Source organism: Streptomyces sp. NBC_01477, assembly GCF_036227245.1.
In the GTDB taxonomy this organism is placed as follows: domain Bacteria; phylum Actinomycetota; class Actinomycetes; order Streptomycetales; family Streptomycetaceae; genus Actinacidiphila.
This window is the reverse complement of the sequence record NZ_CP109445.1, coordinates 2,012,916-2,030,079: the sequence shown is the minus strand read 5'-3', so window position 1 is coordinate 2,030,079 and position 17,164 is coordinate 2,012,916. Positions and strand designations below refer to the sequence as shown.

At 73.2% G+C, this 17,164-nt stretch carries 13 protein-coding genes and 1 pseudogene; 4 read left to right on the top strand and 10 right to left on the bottom strand.

Annotated elements, in window-relative coordinates:
- Window positions 1-78: 78 nt before the first annotated feature.
- From OHA86_RS08015 to OHA86_RS08005, 3 genes and pseudogenes are all read left to right on the top strand, one after another.
- Window positions 79-426 (top strand): annotated as a pseudogene (locus OHA86_RS08015) (NCS2 family permease); the annotation flags it as partial.
- A 67-nt stretch (window positions 427-493) separates the two neighbouring features.
- A complete protein-coding gene (locus OHA86_RS08010; protein WP_329173679.1) occupies window positions 494-1,657 on the top strand; it encodes an XdhC family protein in 1,164 nt (387 codons plus the stop codon).
- Between the two features lie 192 nt (window positions 1,658-1,849).
- Window positions 1,850-2,944 (top strand): winged helix DNA-binding domain-containing protein, encoded by a 1,095-nt coding sequence (locus OHA86_RS08005; RefSeq protein ID WP_329173677.1) that lies wholly within the window; start codon window positions 1,850-1,852, stop codon window positions 2,942-2,944.
- Window positions 2,945-2,953: 9 nt separating this feature from the next.
- On the opposite strand, the gene OHA86_RS08000 is transcribed toward OHA86_RS08005, so the two are convergent.
- The 6 genes from OHA86_RS08000 to OHA86_RS07975 form a co-directional block, all read right to left on the bottom strand.
- Window positions 2,954-4,921, bottom strand: coding sequence for a sigma-70 family RNA polymerase sigma factor (locus tag OHA86_RS08000; RefSeq protein ID WP_329173675.1), 1,968 nt, complete (start codon window positions 4,919-4,921; stop codon window positions 2,954-2,956).
- Between the two features lie 93 nt (window positions 4,922-5,014).
- Window positions 5,015-6,448: a cellulose binding domain-containing protein gene (locus OHA86_RS07995; protein ID WP_329173673.1), complete on the bottom strand. Its 1,434-nt coding sequence runs from the start codon at window positions 6,446-6,448 to the stop codon at window positions 5,015-5,017.
- A gap of 93 nt (window positions 6,449-6,541) precedes the next feature.
- Entirely contained in the window at window positions 6,542-8,041 is a 1,500-nt protein-coding gene (locus OHA86_RS07990) for a beta-N-acetylhexosaminidase (RefSeq protein ID WP_443071662.1), read from the bottom strand.
- Between the two features lie 150 nt (window positions 8,042-8,191).
- Window positions 8,192-9,070 (bottom strand): carbohydrate ABC transporter permease, encoded by an 879-nt coding sequence (locus tag OHA86_RS07985; RefSeq protein WP_443054041.1) that lies wholly within the window; start codon window positions 9,068-9,070, stop codon window positions 8,192-8,194.
- Complete coding sequence (locus tag OHA86_RS07980; RefSeq protein WP_443054040.1) at window positions 9,067-10,038, bottom strand: carbohydrate ABC transporter permease; 972 nt, start codon at window positions 10,036-10,038, stop codon at window positions 9,067-9,069. The genes OHA86_RS07985 and OHA86_RS07980 overlap by 4 nt, the downstream gene beginning before the upstream one ends.
- Window positions 10,039-10,084: 46 nt before the next feature.
- Window positions 10,085-11,368: an extracellular solute-binding protein gene (locus OHA86_RS07975; RefSeq protein ID WP_329173671.1), complete on the bottom strand. Its 1,284-nt coding sequence runs from the start codon at window positions 11,366-11,368 to the stop codon at window positions 10,085-10,087.
- A 230-nt stretch (window positions 11,369-11,598) separates the two neighbouring features.
- Between OHA86_RS07975 and OHA86_RS07970 the strand changes: the two genes are divergently transcribed.
- Window positions 11,599-12,441, top strand: a complete 843-nt coding sequence (locus tag OHA86_RS07970) for a GntR family transcriptional regulator (protein ID WP_329173670.1) — start codon at window positions 11,599-11,601, stop codon at window positions 12,439-12,441.
- Between the two features lie 406 nt (window positions 12,442-12,847).
- Here the strand turns inward: OHA86_RS07970 and OHA86_RS07965 are convergent, their stop codons facing one another.
- The 4 genes from OHA86_RS07965 to OHA86_RS07950 form a co-directional block, all read right to left on the bottom strand.
- Window positions 12,848-13,153: an SAV_915 family protein gene (locus tag OHA86_RS07965; RefSeq protein WP_329173669.1), complete on the bottom strand. Its 306-nt coding sequence runs from the start codon at window positions 13,151-13,153 to the stop codon at window positions 12,848-12,850.
- 344 nt (window positions 13,154-13,497) lie between these two features.
- Complete coding sequence (locus OHA86_RS07960) at window positions 13,498-15,033, bottom strand: MFS transporter (protein ID WP_329173668.1); 1,536 nt, start codon at window positions 15,031-15,033, stop codon at window positions 13,498-13,500.
- A gap of 156 nt (window positions 15,034-15,189) precedes the next feature.
- Window positions 15,190-15,816 carry a LysE family translocator gene (locus tag OHA86_RS07955; RefSeq protein ID WP_329182280.1) on the bottom strand — a complete coding sequence of 209 codons (627 nt, stop codon included), beginning with the start codon at window positions 15,814-15,816 and terminating at the stop codon, window positions 15,190-15,192.
- A gap of 430 nt (window positions 15,817-16,246) precedes the next feature.
- Window positions 16,247-17,068, bottom strand: a complete 822-nt coding sequence (locus OHA86_RS07950) for a helix-turn-helix transcriptional regulator (RefSeq protein WP_329182278.1) — start codon at window positions 17,066-17,068, stop codon at window positions 16,247-16,249.
- Between the last annotated feature and the right edge of the window lie 96 nt (window positions 17,069-17,164).

Below are 17,164 nucleotides of genomic sequence, written 5' to 3'. Positions count from 1 at the left end.
CGTGCAGGCCACGCAGATCCCACATCCCATCCGCGCCCGGCGGACCGGGTGCCCCTGTGAACCTTGGGAGTTGGCATCATGACCCAGACACCAGTGGAGCCGCGCACCACTGCGGACGGCGCGGGCCCCGGCTCGCGGGCGCCCGCCGGACGATCCTGGCTCGACCGGTACTTCCACATCTCGGAAAGAGGCTCCTCGATCCCCCGCGAAGTCCGCGGCGGCCTCACGACCTTCATGGCGATGTGCTACATCCTGCTGCTCAACCCGCTGCCGCTGTCGGGACCCGACGCCGGCGGCCACCGGCTCGGCCACGCCGCACTGATCACCGCGACCGCGCCGGCCGCCGCGGTCTCCACGCTGCTGATGGGATTCTTCGGCAAGGTGCCGCTCGCGCTCGCCGCCGTCTTCACCGTCTCTTTCGCCCTGCACCCCATCGAGGGCTGGCTCGGGGTCAAGTGACCGCCGCGCCGGGGAAGCCGAGGAGCTGAGCACCATGCTGGACATCGCTGACGACCTGCACCGCTGGTGCGCCCAGGGCCGGCCGTTCGCCGTCGCGACCGTGGTCGCCACCGGCGGCAGCGCCCCGCGCCGGCCCGGCGCGGCGCTGGCTGTCGACGCGGACGGCGCCGCCGTCGGCAGCGTGTCCGGCGGGTGCGTCGAGGGCGCGGTCTACGAGCTGTGCCAGGAGGTGCTGGCCGCCGGCGACGCCGCGCGGCCGGTGCTGCAGCACTTCGGCTACTCCGACGCGGACGCCTTCGCGGTCGGCCTGACCTGCGGCGGCGAGATCGACATCCTCGTCCAGCGGATCGACCCGGCCGCCCGGCCCGAGATCGCCGCCGCCCTGGCCGCCGCAGCCTCCGGTGAGGCGGCGGCGGTCGCCCGGATCACCGCGGGCCCGGCCGAACTCCTCGGCAGGGCGCTGCTGGTACGGCCCGACGGGTCCTACGAGGGCACCCTCGGCGACCCGGTGCGGGACGCCACCGCCGCCGCCGAGGCCCGCGCCCTGCTCGCCGCCGGCCGCACCGCGGGCACCGGGATCGGCGCCGACGGCAGCCGCTGCGGCGAACCGCTGACGCTGCTGGTCGAGTCGAGCGTGCCGGCGCCGCGGATGCTGGTCTTCGGCGCGATCGACTTCGCCGCGGCCCTGGTACGCACCGGCGCCTTCCTCGGCTACCGGGTGACCCTCTGCGACGCCCGCCCGGTCTTCGCCACCCCGCGCCGCTTCCCCGAGGCCGACGAGGTCGTCGTCGACTGGCCGCACCGCTACCTCGACGCCGAGGCGGACGCCGGGCGGCTCGACGCCCGTACGGTGGTGTGCGTCCTGACCCATGACGCGAAGTTCGACGTCCCGCTGCTGGAGCGGGCGCTGCGGATGCCGCTGGCCTACGTCGGCGCCATGGGCTCCCGGCGCACCCATCTGGACCGGCTGGGCCGGCTGCGCGACGTCGGCCTGACCGAACTCGACCTGGCCCGCCTGCACTCCCCGATCGGGCTCGACCTGGGCGCCCGCACCCCGGAGGAGACGGCGCTGTCCATCGCCGCCGAGATCGTCGCGCACCGCAACGGCGGCACCGGAGTGCCGCTGACCGGCGCGCACACCCCGATCCACCGCGACCAGAGCCCCCCGGTGCGCCGCTTCGGCTCCCCGGCGGCCTGACCGCGGCTCAGCGCTCCTCGCGCGGCTCCAGGGCCACCGCCGGCCCGCCGCCGCGCGGGAATCCCTGCCGCGGGATCCGCCACCACCGGCTCATGTCCGTCCCCCCGGGCATGCCGCGCCCCGGCTGCGACATCCGCCGCGGCCCTCCCCTTGCGGACCGGAACTGTCCGCATCGCGCCCTACGGTGGGACCATGGTCAATCAGCCGCTGGCACTGCGCACCCTCAACCGCACTCTGCTCGACCGGCAACTCCTGCTGGAGCGGGCCGACATGGGTGCCGAGGCCGCCGTTGCCCACCTGCTGGGCCTCCAGTCGCAGACGCCCACCTCCCCCTACCCCGGGCTGTGGACCCGGCTGGCCGGCTTCGACTTCGCCGATCTCGGCCGGCTGCTCACCGAGCGCCGGGCCGTCCGGGTGGTGCTGATGCGCAACACCGTGCATCTGGTGACGGCGGCGGACGCGCTGCGGTTGCGGCACTGGCTCGGCCCGATGCTGGAGCGGGCCTTCCGCGGCTCCCAGTGGGCCCGCGGAGCCGCGGGCGCGGAGCCAGCCGCGGTGATCGCCCACGGGCGCGCGCTGCTGCGCGAACAGCCGCGCACACCGGCCGAGTTGCGTACCGAATTCGCCGCCCGCTTCCCCGGCGCCGACCCGGCGTCGCTGGTCAACGCGCTGCGCTCGTGGGTGCCGCTGGCACAGCTGCCGCCGCGCGGGGTGTGGGGCGCGGGCGGGCCGCCGGTGTACGGCCTGCTGGAGGACTGGCTCGGCCGGCCGCTCACCGCCCCCGACCCGGCCGACCTGGTCCGCCGCTATCTGGCCGCCTTCGGCCCTGCCACGCCCGCCGACATGCAGAAGTGGTGCGGCCTGACCGGCCTGAAGGCCGTCTTCGCCGGCATGGACCTGCGCGCCTGCACCGCCGAGGACGGCCGGGTGCTGTACGACCTGCCGGACGCCGTACTCACCGACCCTTCGGTGCCGGTGACCGCGCGCTTCGTCGGCGACTTCGACAACCTCGTGCTGTCGCACGCCGACCGCACCCGGATCGTGCCGGAGGGCTTCCGCTCCCGGGTGATGACGGTCAACGGCATCGTGCGCGGCGTCATCCTGGTCGACGGATTCGCCGGCGGGACCTGGCGGTTCGACCGGGCCAAGGGCGCGGCGGCCGTCGCCGTCACGCACTTCGCCCCGCTGAGCGCCGCCGACCGGGCGGCGCTCACCGCCGAGGGCCTGCGGCTGCTCGCCGCCGCCGACCCGGGCGCCGCGCACGACGTGACCTTCACGGCGGGCTGACCCGCGGTGTCAGCGCGCCGCCTCGAAGGCCCGCCCGGCGGGCGTCTCCACCGCGCCGCTGCGGAAGAGGCCGCTGCTCGGCTTGCTGTCGTCGGCGCCCAGCCCGAACCAGGCGTACCGCTGCAGATACGGCAGCCCGTCCAGCATCCTGGCCGCCGCCGTGACGAAGGCCGCCTGCTGCTGGTCGGTCGGGAAACGGGTGCCGTGGGAGAAGTCGATCAGCGCGAACTCGGTGAGCCAGATCGGCTTGTGGTACCGGTTGTACACCGCCTGGAGGTACGACTTGAGCTGCGCCACCGCGTCGGGGGTGGTGAAGTCGCCGCCGTACCAGTGCAGGGCGATGAAGTCGACCCGGTAGCCCTTCGTGCTCGCCCCCGACATGAAGCGGTCCAGCCAGCCGCCCGCCGTGTCGCCGCCGTAGGCGACCGCGGGGCTGCCCAGCACCTTGCCGGTGGACTCCAGCTTCGGCCACAGCGAGAGCGCCTGGTCCACGGTCATGTTCGACTGGGCCGACATGTCGGGCTCGTTGAAGCCCAGCAGATACGGCCCCGCCTTCTTCGCCTGCGCCAGCGCGCTCGCGTCGGCGCTCGCCCCGCCCCAGATCATCGGTACGAAGCCGGGGCCGCTGACCCCGCTGTGGCTGGTCGACCAGGTGTAATACCAACCCGCACCGGACTTGTCGAGCGCGGAGTCCACCCCGTTGAAGCTCCACACCCCCACTCCCTTGCGGGCGGAGGACGCCGGCGGCGCGGGCGGCGGTGCCTTGACGGGCGCGTGGGTCGCGGGCGGCCTGCTGCTCGCGGGAGTTGCCGGCCGGGGCTTGGTGGTCGACGGGCTCGGCGCGGCGGTGGTGGCCGGCGGCGTGGTGGCCGCGGCGCCGGTGGCGACGGCGGACGGCGACGCCACGGTGTCCGCGGCCGGTTCGCCGTCCTGGCCGCCGGCCGTCAGGTGCACCGCGAGCAGCGCGCCCGCCGCGACCGCGGCGACGGTGCCGACCGCGGCGCCGGTCACCCCCGCCGGCCCGTGCAGCAGCCGCGGCCTGGCCCGTGAGCCATGCCGCGCACCGCTCCGCCGTGGGGGTGAGTGCGGAGCGGTGCGCGGGGCCGCGGAAGCCGCGGCCGGGGTGGGGGGTACGGGGGCCGCCGGGTGGGCGAAGGCGGCGGGAAAGGCGGGGGCGTGCGCGGCGAACGGGCCGCCGACGCCGATCGGCACCGGCAGCAGCGGCAGCCCGCTGAGCAGCCGGTCCATCGGCAGCAGCGCGCCGGCGCGCCCGGTGCAGTCGGCGCAGCCGCGGATGTGACGGGCGAAGCGCTTGCGCCACAGGGGGCTCGGCACCCCGTCCCAGCCGCCGGTCAGATGGCGCAGCCCGTCGCACTCCGGGCCGCCGCCCAGCGCGCGTACCACCGACCGCGAGGTCTCCAGCTGCTCCTTCATCCGCTGCACCTTGACCGCCGCGTGCTGCCGGGTCAGGCCGAGCGCGTCGGCCAGTTCCGAGCGGCCGAGGTCGCCGGTCTCCTCCAGCCACCACAGCGCCAGCAGCGTACGGTCGTCGCCGTCCAGCCAGCGGGTGGCCTCGGCGATGTCCCGGCGCTGGTCGGTCAGGCCGAGGCGCAAAATGGTCACCGCCGCGAAGTCGGACGCGGGGTCGGGTATCAGCTCGGCCGCGTCCAGGGCCGTCTGGTGGTGCCAGGACGCCTTGCGCGCCTGCTCGCGGTCCCGCACCTGGCGCACCGCGATGGCCACCAGCCAGGACCGGAACGCCGCCGGGTCGCGCAGGTCCGCCAGACCGCGCACCACCCGCAGCAGCGTCTCCTGCACCACGTCGTCCACATCGTCGTGCCCGTCCAGCGCCCGGCCCACGACGTTGTAGACCAGCGGCAGGCACTGCGCGACCAGCCGGTCGAGCGCCGGCTGATCGCCCGCCCGCGCGGCGGTCACCAGCGCGGGGTCGGGTCCGACACGGTCGCCTGCGCGCATGCTGCTCCACTCTCCGTCCGTCACAGTTCCCCCGGACAGGAGACGGTGCCACGCCCGGCGGATAACGGAAACCCGCCGGGCGCGACGCGCCGGCTACGGATTGGGCACGGTGTCCGTGAACGCGGTGCCCGCCGCACGGTAGCCCGCGACCCGCGCGCTCACCTGCGCCGGGCTGAGCACCTGGTCCTTGACGAAGCAGACGTAGTCCACCTGCTCGTCGTACGACCGCGGGGTGCTGCCGGTCTGCCCGGCCAGGTCGATCAGCCAGTGGTTGAAGTCGATCCACTGCGGCGTCTCGGGCAGGTACGGCTCACCGTGCGTCGCGACGACCTGGCCGTCGATGTAGTACGTGATGCTGGTGTTGTCGATGGTGATCTGCAGATCGTGCCAGCCGTCCAGGCTGCCGTACTGCTGGCCGTGGGTGTTGACGGCGTTCCACGGGTCGGGGTTGTAGGTCTCCCAGGACGTCTCGTACATGATGTTCTGCGTCTCGCCCCAGCCGCCGTTGGGCAGGTACTCGAAGTCCTGCTCGCTGTAGTCGGGGTCCATCGGCGCGTTGAGCGGGGTGAAGGTGAAGAAGGTCTGGTTGACGTGGTCGCCGTCGGGGCCGCCGCTGGGGGTGTCGTCGAAACGCACCCGGGCCGCGTAGGTCCCGTTCTTGAACTTCCTGGCGGTGGTCTGGAGTTCGGTTTCCCGGGTGCCGGAGGCGGTGCCGTCGGTGGTGAGCCGCAGGTTCATCACCTTGTTCGAGCCGTCGGCGACGAAGGTGACGTCCTGCGGCGACCAGGTGGCGCCGGCCACGCCGGGGCCGCCCTGTCCGGACTTCACCGTCCAGCCGTGCTGCTGGACGGCCGGGTCGGAGCTGGCGGTGTAGGAGAAGTCGTCGAAGAGCGCGGGCGCGTTCTGGTCGCCGCCACCGCCTGGTGAGGTCGGCGGAGTGGTGGGCGGGGTCGTGGGAGGAGTGGTGGGCGGGGTCGGGTTGTTGCCCGCGGGCGCGGTGCCGTAGACGAGCGCGCCGGCGTCCTGCACGGTGAGCTTCGGCCAGTTCGCGTACGCGGTCTGCGCGCCGTTGAAGGAGTAGTCGTCGGACTGGGTCAGCGTCTGCCAGTCCGCCCGGTAGAAGCGCAGTTGCAGGTCACCGGTGTTCTGCCCGGGCGCGAGCGAGCCCGCGCCCGCGGTGAAGCCGACCTCCAGGTAGCGGTCGGCGGTCGCGGTGGGATTGGCCAGTGTGCCGAAGGTGCCGGTGACGTTGGCGCAGCCCTTGACCGCCCAGGAGCACGCGAAGCGGTAGGTGACCCCCGGGCCGTCGGACTTGAAGTAGTAGCGGACCGTGACCCGGCTCAACGGGACGCTGCCCGTACCGGTGTTGGTGACCTCCAGCCACGGCTCCGCCTGGTCGGCGGTCGCACCGGAGGCGCTCGTACGGTATTGCGCGGTCAGCGAGTCCTGGGCCGCCGCCGCGGGCAGCGCGGTGAGCGCGGCGCAGCCGAGGCCGGCCGCCGCGCACACCGCCATCGCGGTGCGCATCCTCGCGGTGAGCCGCAATCTGCCCTTGTGTGAACGGTTTTGTGCGGTGTTTCCTGACACGGGTGATCCCTTTCCAGTGGGGTGGTGACTGGGTCAGCGCAAAGTGGTCGTGGGGGCCGGGCTGCGGCGCGGCACACGCAGCGCGTCGAGGCGGGCCTCGTGCAGCCGCAGCGCGGGGGAGAAGTCGGCGGACCAGTCGCTGGCCGGGTTCCAGGCCCGGTCGGCGAGCGCGGCCAGCCGGGGGAAGGCCAGGTACTCGGCATGCGCGGGAGTGCTGACGTACTCGGTCCACAGCTGCGCCTGGGTGCCGAGCACCCGGGCGGCGGCGGCCGGCTCCCAGTCGGCGGGCGCGGCCCCGGCGCCGTGCACCGCCCGCAGGTCCACCACACCGCCCGCCTGGCCCGGCGGCTCCGCCGGGTCGGCGGACTGCGGGTAGTCCAGGTACGTCGAGCGGTAGGGAGTCATGATCACGTCGTGGCCGCGCCGGGCCGCGGCGAGGCCGTGCGCGGAGTCCCGCCACGGCATCACGGTGAAGTCGGCGGGCAGCGCGCCCGAGTCCTCCGCCCAGCACACCGGCCGCCGCCCCTGCGCCAGCAGGAACTCGCCGACCTGCCCGAGGAACCAGCCGTGCAGCGCCCGGGGCGCCCCGAGCCCCAGCTCGGCCGCCCGCCGCCGCGCGGCCGTACTGGTCTCCCACTCGGTGACCGGGCACTCGTCGCCGCCGACGTGCACATACGGGGAGGGGAAGACGTCGAGCACCTCGCCGAGCACGGTCCTGCAGAAGTCCAGGACCTCGTCGTGGACGCCGAGCACCGTGTCGCACACGCCCCACTCGGTCCACACGTCCAGCGCCCGCCCCGGCACATTGCCCAGCCCCGGATACGCCGCCAGGGCCGCGCGCGCATGGCCGGGCATCTCGATCTCGGGGACGACGGTGACCCCGCGCTCGGCCGCGTAGGCGACCAGGCCGCGCAGCTCGGCGGCCGTGTAGGCGCCGGAGTGCGGCACCGCGCCCGCGCGCACCCCGCCGACCTCGGTCAGCGCGGGGAAGGCCGCGACCGGCATCCGCCAGCCCTGGTCGTCGGTCAGGTGCAGATGCAGCACATTGAGCTTGTGGAAGGCCAGCAGGTCGGTGAAGCGGCGCAGGAAGGACACCGGCTGGAAGTGCCTGGCCACATCGAGCATCGCGCCCCGCCAGCCGAACCGCGGCACATCGGTGATCTGCACCCCGGGCATCCGCCACGGCACCCCGGTCACCGGGCGCGCCGACAGGGCCTGCGCGGGCAGCAGCTGGCGGATCGTCTGCACACCGCGCAGCAGCCCGGCCGGGCGGGCCGCCCGCAGCAGCACCGCGTCGGGGCCGACGGTCAGGCCGTAGCCCTCGTCGCCGAGGCCGCCGAGCATCGCGTCGACGACCAGGACGACAGTGCCGGTGGGGGACTGCCGCAGCGGCAGCCCGGTGGCCGGGGCGAGCAGCGTACGCAGCAGCCGGGCGGCGCCCAGCGCGTCGCCCGAGGCGCGCACCGCGGTGGACTCGTCGAAGGTGAAGTGGCCGGGGATGCGGGCGAATTGGGTGGGGTGCGGAATGATCACGGCGGTGGCTCTCCAGGTCTCCCCGGCCGCCGGCGGGCGGGAGCGGGGATAGGGCGGCGCGGGGCAGCACGGGGCAGCACGGGTCGCGCGCTCGGCGGCGCGGACCGCGGGGGCGCGGATGTTCGGGGACGGCGGGGGCCGCCGGTGCGGTCAGCCCTTGACGGCGCCCGCGGTCATGCCGGAGGTGACGCGGTTCTGCAGGAGCAGGAAGACCACCAGCACCGGCAGCATGAACAGCGACGAGGCGGCCATCGTGGCGCCCCAGTCGGTGCCGAAGACGTTGCTGAACGACGACAGCCAGACCGGCAGGGTGCGGGCGCCCTGGTTCTTGATGATCAGGGTGTTGGCGAAGGCGAACTCGTTCCACGCCGTGATGAAGCCGAACAGCGAGGTGGACAGCAGCCCGGGCGCCAGCAGCGGGAAGGTCACCCGGCGGAAGGCCTGCGGCCTGGTGCAGCCGTCGACCTGCGCCGCCTCCTCCAGCTCCACCGGGATCGCGGCCAGGAAGCCGCGCAGCGTCACGATGGTGAAGGGCAGCGTCATCATGAAGTAGATCAGTGTCAGCATCGACAGCCTGTCGAGCATGTCGGTGTCCCTGGCGATCACGTACATCGGGATCAGCAGCGCCTCCCAGGGCGCCATCTGCGCGACGAACACCAGCAGGATGAACGCCCGCCGCCCGCGCCACCGCATCCGCCCGACCGCGAAGGCCGCCAGCAGCGCCACCACCAGCGCCATCAGCACCGCGCCGAGCGTCACCGTCAGGCTGTTGCGCCAGAAGGTGCCGAAGCCGGGGGAGTCCACGGCGGTACGGAAGTGCGCCAGCGTGGGGTGCAGCGGCAGGAAGGACGGCGAGTCCGACTGGATGTCGGAGGCGGGCGTGAAGGCGGTGAGCACCATCCAGTAGATCGGGAAGACCGACACGGCCAGCGTGAGCAGGGCGGCCAGGTTCAGCGGCAGCCGGCGCAGCCGCGGGCGGCGGCGCGGCAGCCGCACCGGGGCTTTACCAGTAGTGGTAAGAGCGGTCACAGCGCGCCCTCCTGGCGGAACATCCGGCGCAGGTTGAACACCAGCGCGACGAGCAGGATCAGCACGGTCAGGGTGGAGACGGCCGCGCCGAGGTCGTACTTGTGCAGCGACTGGGCGATCTGGAAGGCGTAGACAGGCAAGGTGGTGGTGGCGCCGTTCGGGCCGCCCTCGCCGATCACCCAGATCTGGGTGAACGCCTTGAAGCACCAGATCACTTCGAGCGAGGTGACGAGCGCGAACAGCGGGCGCAGCATCGGGAAGGTGACCAGCCGGAAGGACTGCCAGGCGCTCGCCCCGTCGATCTTCGCCGACTCGTACAGCTCGGCCGGGATGGTGGTGAGGCCGCCGTAGAGCGTCAGCGCGGCGAACGGCACCGACTGCCACACCACCAGGACGACCAGGATCGCGAAGGTCGAGCCGCCGTGCGCGAACCAGGTGTAGTCCCGGTACGAGTCGAAACCCAGCTTGACCAGTGCCCAGTTGACCACTCCGAAACGGGACTGGAACAGCCACTGGAAGATGGTGGTGGCGGCGATGACCGGCGTCGCCCAGGTCAGCACCAGGCCGCTCATCACCGCCAGCCGCATCCGCCGGCCGAGCCTGATCAGCATCAGCGACACCGCGGTGCCGAGCACCATGATCAGCGCGACGTTCAGCCCGGTCCACCACAGGGTGCGGCGCACCACCGTCCAGAACTCCGGATCGTCCAGCACCGTGCGGTAGTTGGCGAAGCCGACCCAGGTCGCACCGCCCCGGATCAGCTGGCCGAGGCCGAAGTGCTGGAAGGACATGACGGTGTTTCTGACGATCGGGTAGACCAGCAGGAACACCGCCCCGACCACGGTGGGCGCGACCAGCAGGTACGGCCAGAGCGCGGCGACCCGTACCCGCCGCCGCACCCGCGGCGGCGCCGGTGGCGGATCCGTGACGGCCGGCCGCGGCGCGGCGGCGGAGTGGGCGGTGAGCACGGGATTCTCCTGGGGTGTCGGCGGGCTGCGGCGGGGCGGGGCGGGGTCAGGAGGCGGTGTTGAGCGCCTTGGTGATCGCGTCGGAGGCGGTCCTGCCCGCCGCGTCCGGGTCGGCGCCGGTCAGCACCTGGGTCATGTACTGCTTGATCGGGTTGTTCGCCTCGACCGCCGCCCAGTTCGGGGAGTTCGGGGTGGCGTGGCCGTTCGCCGCGCCCACCGCCATCACCGACGCGCCCGGATTGCCGGCCAGGACCGAAGCCAGCGACGTGCGGTTGGGCACGTAGCTCATCTCCTTGGCCATGTCGGTCTGGAAGGCGGTGCCCGCGAGAGCCTTGACCACTTCGTAGGCCAGCGCCTGGTGCCGCGAGGCCTCCGGGATCACCAGGTCGGAGCCGCCGGTGAAGACCGCGCCGGGCTTGTCGGCGGTCTTGCCCGGGATCGGGAAGAAGCCGATCCTGTCCTTCATCGCCGGGTTGGCCTTGGTGATGACCGCGGCGCCGCCGGGCACCGAGATGATCTGCGCGCTCTTGCCCTTGGCGAAGACGTCCGCCTGGAGCGGCTTGGCCTCGTCGGCGTCCTTGGGACCCTTGCCGAGCGCCTGGAGCTGCTGGTAGAAGGCCATGCCCGCCTTGGCCTGCGGGGTGTCCAGGGCGCCCTTCCACTGGTCGCCGTCCTTGACCGCGAGGTCGCCGCCCTCGTCCCAGACGAAGCCCGCCAGCGCGTACCAGGTCTGCCCCGGCAGGTAGATCCCGTCGTTGCCGCCGGTGTTGAGCTTGGCGGTGTCCGCGATCCACTCGGCGCGGGTCTTGGGCGGGGCGGTGATGCCGGCCTTCGCGAAGAGGTCCTTGTTGTAGATCACCACGCGGTTGGCGGCGTACCACGGCACGCCGTACTGCTTGCCGTCGATCTTCCCCGGGTCGGCGAGCCCGGGTATCCAGTCGGAGCCCTGGAGGTCGGCCACCTTGGCGGTGAGGTCCTCGACGCCGCCGCTGGCCGCGTACTGCGCGACCTGCGTGTTGCCGACCTCCATCACGTCCGGCGCGTCCTTGCTGGCCAGCGCGCTGGTGATCTTCTGGCCTATGCCGTCCCACGGCTGGATCTGGATGTCCAGGGTGGTGCCCTTGTGCGCCGCCTCGAAGGAGGTCTTGAAACGGCTGAGGACACCGTCGGACATGCTGTCCTGCATGATCCAGACGGTCAGCTCGGCCGGCGCCGCGGCGGCGCTGCCGGGGGAGTCGGAGGAGTCGTCGGACGACGAGCCGCAGGCGGTGAGGCCGGTGACGGCCGCCAGGGCGAGCGCGGCGGCGGCGGGGAGGAGTCGGGATCTCACGGTGATGTCACCTCGGGAAGCGCGGGCGGAATTGACCACTTGCCAACTGGTCTGGTGCTGCTCGCAGAAGGTGGCATAGACCACTGGTGACGTCAAGGCCTCGCGCGCTGCCGGGAATCCGGTCGTATACCGTTGTGTACTGGGACGCAGCCGCCCGCCACGGCTGGCATGCTGGTCAGCATCTGGATAACCTCAGCTGGACAACCCGCAGCACGGAAAGGACACCAGTCATGGTCAGCGAGCCGTCGCGCTCCGCGGTGAAACGCGAACGGGTCCGCGACTACCTCATGGAACTCGTCGAGTCCTGCGCCCCCGGCGACCCGATCCCCTCCGAGCGCACCCTGTGCGAACAGCTCGGCGTCTCCCGGCCCACCCTGCGCTCCGCCGTGGACGAACTGGTCACCACCGGGCTGCTGCTGCGCGAGCACGGGCGCGGCATGTTCGTCGCCCGCGCCAAGATCACCCAGGAGCTCGCCCCGGCCCGCGACGCGTACCGCCTGCCGCAGGCGTCCGGCAGCTGGGCCAGCCGGGTGCTGGAGTTCACCACGGTGCAGGCGGGCGCCCGCGTCGGCCGCAAGCTGCACATCTCGCCGGCCGCGGAGATCACGTACATCGCGCGGCTGCGGCTCGTCGACGACGAGCCGATGGCCATCGAGTACCTCCATGTGCCCGCGGCACTCGTCCCCGGGCTGCGGCCCGACGACATGGAGTCCGGCGACTTCTACGACTTCCTGCGGGAGCGGCACGGGGTGCGGGTGCACGAGGCCGTGCAGTCCATCGAGCCGACCGTCACCAACGAGGAGGAGGCCAGGCTGATCGGGGTGCCCGTGCTCTCACCCGCGCTGCTCTTCGAGCGGCTGACGAAGGACGCGACGGGGCGGCCGGTGGAGTACGTCCACTCGGTCTACCGGGGTGACCGCTACCGGATCGTCTCCCGGCTGGCCCTGGGCGACGCCGCCCCGGCCACGCCCCTGTCCCCGGCCCAGCACCACCCGGGCATCCCCCCGGGCGACCTCGATTCCCGCCGGGAGGTGCCGGCGATGACCACCGGTGACGTCCAGCCAGGTTCTTGACCCGAGCTGGGTCCTAGCTGCCCTTCCCTCCGGCCCGTCGTGGCTCGCCAACCCCGGGGGTTGCCACTCGCGGTGGCGTGCTTGCCTGCGGCTGCGCGGTGGCCGGTCGCGCAGTTCCCCGCGCCCCCGGGGTGGTGGCTGCCCGTTTCCACACGACGGTTCGTCGTGGCCGGTCGCGCAGTTCCCCGCGCCCCTACGGGGCTCGTCCCCTGTCGCAGAGGGCAAGCGAGCTTTTCCAGGGGCGCGGGGAACTGCGCGCTCAGCCACGACGGCGCAGCCGACAGGCACGCCACGGCGAGTGGCACTCACCCAGGGGCGCGGGGAACTGCGCGACCGGCCCCCATGGCGCCGCGGGTGAGCGCGTACCGCGAGAAGCACCCACCCCGGGGGCGGGGAGCGGTCCGGGCTAGTGGAGTTGGGGGGTCGGGGGCGCGGCCCGGGGAAAGGCCGGGCGGCTGAAGAGGAGGGGGTCGACGGTGAGCGCCGTCGCGCCGAGTGGCTCAGCCAGTCGGCGCAAGGCACTGTCGGACAGCCGGATCCACCGCTGGCAAGGCCCCAGCGCCGCCCGCAGCCGCTGATCCGTGGTGAAGGCCACCGCCGTCCGCGTCCCGACGGGCGTGCGCCACAGGCGTACGACGACGCCCGCGGGCCCGCTGCGTACCGGTACGTACAGCGGCCGGAGGCCGGTCGCGGGCTGCGCGCTGACGTCCATGGCTTCACCGTAACCGCCCCCGCCCGACGCGCACGCCGAGCGCGGTCCCCTTCCGTACGATCACCCGGTGGGGCTGCGTCAACTGGGATGCTCCGTCACCGTCGCGGAGGAACAGCTGGGGCGCGGCGGGCACACTCACCGCCGACACGTAGCCGGCGGTGCGTGCCGGTGCGCGCACGAAAGCCGCCCCGCCGGGCCGCGTACGGGGGTCGCGGTCCTGCGGGGCGGCGTATGCGGGGGGCCGGTGGTGCCGGGTGTCCCGTCCCCACGATGACCCGGCGACCGGCCCCCGGACCCGGCGCCGTCCGCTCAGGCGGCGCCGGGTGTTCAGGGGGCGGTCGGTCTCACATGTGTACGGCCGCGGCTCCGGCCGGCTGGTCGCCCGGTACCGGACGGCCGCCGCGGTACATGAACAGGGCCAGCACACTGCCGAGCGTGAGCAGCCCGGCCGACCACCAGTACGCGGTCGCGTAGCTGTGCAGCTGGGCCTGCGCCGCCGCCGCCTTGCCCGTGTGGTGGGTCATGTACGAGGTCGCGGCGCTCGCGGCCAGCGTGTTCAGCAGCGCGGTGCCGATCGAGGCGCCCACCTGCTGCATCGTGTTGACCGCGGCCGAGGCCACGCCCGCGTCCGCCTCGCCGATCCGCTCGGTGGCCACGCTCATCGCGGCGGGCATCACCAGGCCGAGGCCGAAGCCGATCACCAGCAGCGGCGGCAGCACATTGCCCGCGTAGCTGCTGCTGAGGTCGAGGGTGGTCAGCCAGGCCATGCCCACCGCCGCCAGGAACATGCCCACCGGCACGATCGGGCGCGGGCCGAGCCGCGGCAGCAGGGTATTGGTGACCAGCTGGGCCGCCACCATCAGCGCGCCGATCATCGGCAGGAAGCCGAGGCCGGTCTTGACCGGGTTGTAGTGCAGCGACAGTTGCAGGTAGTAGGTCAGGAAGAGGAACACGCCGAACATTCCGGCGCCGGACAGTGCCAGCACCGTGAAGGACGCGCCGCGGTTGCGGTCCAGCAGCACGCGCAGCGGCAGCAGCGGGTGCGCCGTACGGGTCTGCCACCAGCTGAAGGCGGCCACCAGCACGGCGCCGATTATCAGGAAGCCCCAGGTCAGCGGGGAGCCCCAGTGGTGGGTCTCGGCGTTCGAGAAGCCGTAGACCACGGAGAACAGACCGGTGGTGACCAGGATGGTGCCCGGCAGGTCCAGCTTCGGCCGCTCGGCGGGCGCGCCCTTGCGCAGCAGTGCCATACCGCCGATGAAGGCGACCACGGCGAAGAACAGGTTCACGTACAGCGTCCAGCGCCAGCTCAGGTGCTCGGTCAGCACGCCGCCGAGCAGCAGGCCGATACCGCCGCCCGCGCCGGCGATGGCGCCGTATATGCCGAAGGCCTTCGCGCGCTCCTTGGCGTCGGTGAAGGTCGTGTTGAGCAGCGAGAGCGCCGCGGGGGCGAGCATGGCGGCGAACAGGCCCTGGAGGGCGCGGCCGGTGACCAGCACCTCGAAGTTCTGTGCCGCGCCGGCCAGCGCGGAGGCGGCGGCGAAGCCGACGACGCCGATCAGGAAGACGATCTTGCGGCCGACCAGGTCGGACAGCCGGCCGCCGAGCAGCAGCAGGGAGCCGAAGGCGAGGGAGTAGGCGGTGACGATCCACTGCCGGTTGCCGTCGGAGAAGTCCAGCGCCTTCTGGGCGGACGGCAGGGCGATGTTCACGACGGTGGCGTCGAGGACCACCATCAGCTGGGCGATGGCGATGACGGCCAGTACCCACCAGCGGTGGTTGGCCTTCTCCTCGCGTGGGCCGGATGAGCCGGACGTACGCTCCGGTGCGGTTTTCGAGAGCCTGTCGACGGGAACGTCGGCTGCGGGTTGGGAGGACATCAGGCGGAACTCCTGAGGTGGGACGGGCAGGGCTGTACCGCAGGAAGAACGAAACGGTTTCGTACTCCACGACCGTACGACCAGCACTATCGAAACGCAAACGTTTCGCTCGCGCCCGGTGTGTGCGCCTGCTCACACCGCCCTCGGGCCGCGCTGTTACGTGTCCGCGCGGCCCGTCACCGCGACGGTGACGCCCAGTCCGATCATCGCGAGCCCCCCGGTACCGCCGACCGTCGCCATCCGCCGCGGCGAACGCGCGAACCAGGCGCGGGCGGCGGACGCGCCCAGCGCCCAGACGCTGTCGCAGAGCAGTGCGATCACCGTGAACACCAGGCCGAGCACCAGCATCTGCTCGTGCACGCGGCCCGCGCCGCGGTCCACGAACTGCGGCAGGACGGCGGCGAAGAACACCATCGTCTTGGGGTTGGTCACCCCGACGACGAAGCCCTCCCAGAGCGTACGGAGGTCGCCCCTGCGGTCCCCGGCGGCCTCCGCCTCCTCGGTGTCCTCCGGCATCGCCGCGGCGAGCGCGCCGCGGCTGCGGAAGGCCTTCACGCCGAGGAAGACCAGGTAGGCGGCGCCCGCCAGCTTCAGCGCGATGAACAGGCCGACCGAGCGGGACACGATCTCGCCGAGGCCGACCGCGACGGTCGCGCTCAGCGTGTACGCGCCGATCGCGTTGCCCAGGACGCTGCCCAGGGCCGTGCGGCGGCCGTGCGCGAGGGCGCGGCCCAGCACGAACAGGACGCTCGGGCCCGGGATGAGGACCAGTACCAGTGACATTGCGGCGAAGCCGCCTACCCGATCGACGCTCACGCCGCGGACACTACTCCCGCCACTCGCGTGCCGCGCTCTCTTTTCCCCCGGCCCGGCCGCTGTGCGCCGTCCTCGGGACCTCCCCCCGGTGGGGGCCGGGGGCGCGGTTCCCCGCGCCCCCGGGTGATCGCCCGTTGCGGTGCGTGCCTGCCTGCGGCGCCATCGTGGCTGGTCGCGCCGCTCCCCGCGTGCTTTTCGGGGCTCGTCCTCCACCGCAGGGGGCGACGCGCCAGCAGCGCGGGGAACGGCGCGCGCAGCCATGACGCAGGCGCGGGCGAGTTGCCACCCGCACGTGGCAACTCCCGAAGGGCGCGGGGAACCGCGCGACAAGCCACGGCGGCGGGTCGGACAAGCAACGGAACGCCCAGGGCAGGCGCGCGGGCCGCCAGGGGCCGGCCTAGGGCAGGAGGCCGGTGCGGCGGGCGGTGCTGACCGCTTCGAGACGGGTGTGCGCCCCCAGCTTCCGCATGGCCGAGCGCAGGTACGACTTGACGGTCTCGGGCCGCAGCCGCAGCCGGGCCGCCGCCGCGGCATTGGTCGCGCCGGAGGCGACCGCCGCGAGGACGTCCAGCTCGCGCGGGGTGAGCTGGACGGCAGACGTGCGGGCGGGAGAGGGCGGCACCGCGGCCGACGCGAGCCGGGCGCACGCGGTCAGCAGCTCCTGGCGGAGCCGCACGTCGGGGATGCGCACCGCGAGCGCCCGCAGTTCGGTGTGCGCCTCGCGCACCTCCTCCCAGGCCCGCGGGTCCGCCGCGACCGGCCCCTGGCAGGAGGCGAGCAGCCGCCGCGCCTCGTCCCTTATGGCGAGCGCCTGTTCAAGGTCGCGGGCCGCGTCCAGCGCAGCGGCCAGCGGCCGGTCACCGAGGGCGTACGGCTGGCGCAGCGCCCCGTACAGCACTCCCCTGACCTGCCGTTGGACCACGATCGGCACGGCGAGGACCGAGCGCAGCCCTTCTCCCGCGACGGCGGCGTCGTATTCGTGGCTGATGGCGCGGGACGAGCCGTAGTCGGTCACCGCGTAAGGGCGGCCCAGCGCCAGGGACTTGCCGCCGAGGCCGTTCCCGGTGCGTACCGCGAGCCCGCGCAGCGAATCCGTGTCGGCGCCCGACAGCTCGCTGATCCTGAACTGCCGCGTGCCGGCTCCCGCCACCAACCCGCCGAAGGCCACCGGCAGTAAACCCGACCTGCGCATCCGCAGCAGGGCAGCCCGAATTTCCATCGCTTCGGCACGACTGCCGTCCACCGCGCCACCTCCTCACCCCCGTCCGGGGGTAGTGAGACCCACGTCACTACCGCACGATGCTACCGAGGGGAC

Coding starts and splice junctions, on each gene's coding strand:
- OHA86_RS08010 (WP_329173679.1), top strand. CDS start 494: ATGCTGGACATCGCTGACGACCTGCACCGCTGGTGCGCCCAGGGCCGG.
- OHA86_RS08005 (WP_329173677.1), top strand. CDS start 1,850: ATGGTCAATCAGCCGCTGGCACTGCGCACCCTCAACCGCACTCTGCTC.
- OHA86_RS08000 (WP_329173675.1), bottom strand. CDS start 4,921: ATGCGCGCAGGCGACCGTGTCGGACCCGACCCCGCGCTGGTGACCGCC.
- OHA86_RS07995 (WP_329173673.1), bottom strand. CDS start 6,448: ATGCGCACCGCGATGGCGGTGTGCGCGGCGGCCGGCCTCGGCTGCGCC.
- OHA86_RS07970 (WP_329173670.1), top strand. CDS start 11,599: ATGGTCAGCGAGCCGTCGCGCTCCGCGGTGAAACGCGAACGGGTCCGC.
- OHA86_RS07965 (WP_329173669.1), bottom strand. CDS start 13,153: ATGGACGTCAGCGCGCAGCCCGCGACCGGCCTCCGGCCGCTGTACGTA.
- OHA86_RS07960 (WP_329173668.1), bottom strand. CDS start 15,033: ATGTCCTCCCAACCCGCAGCCGACGTTCCCGTCGACAGGCTCTCGAAA.
- OHA86_RS07955 (WP_329182280.1), bottom strand. CDS start 15,816: ATGTCACTGGTACTGGTCCTCATCCCGGGCCCGAGCGTCCTGTTCGTG.
- OHA86_RS07950 (WP_329182278.1), bottom strand. CDS start 17,068: ATGGAAATTCGGGCTGCCCTGCTGCGGATGCGCAGGTCGGGTTTACTG.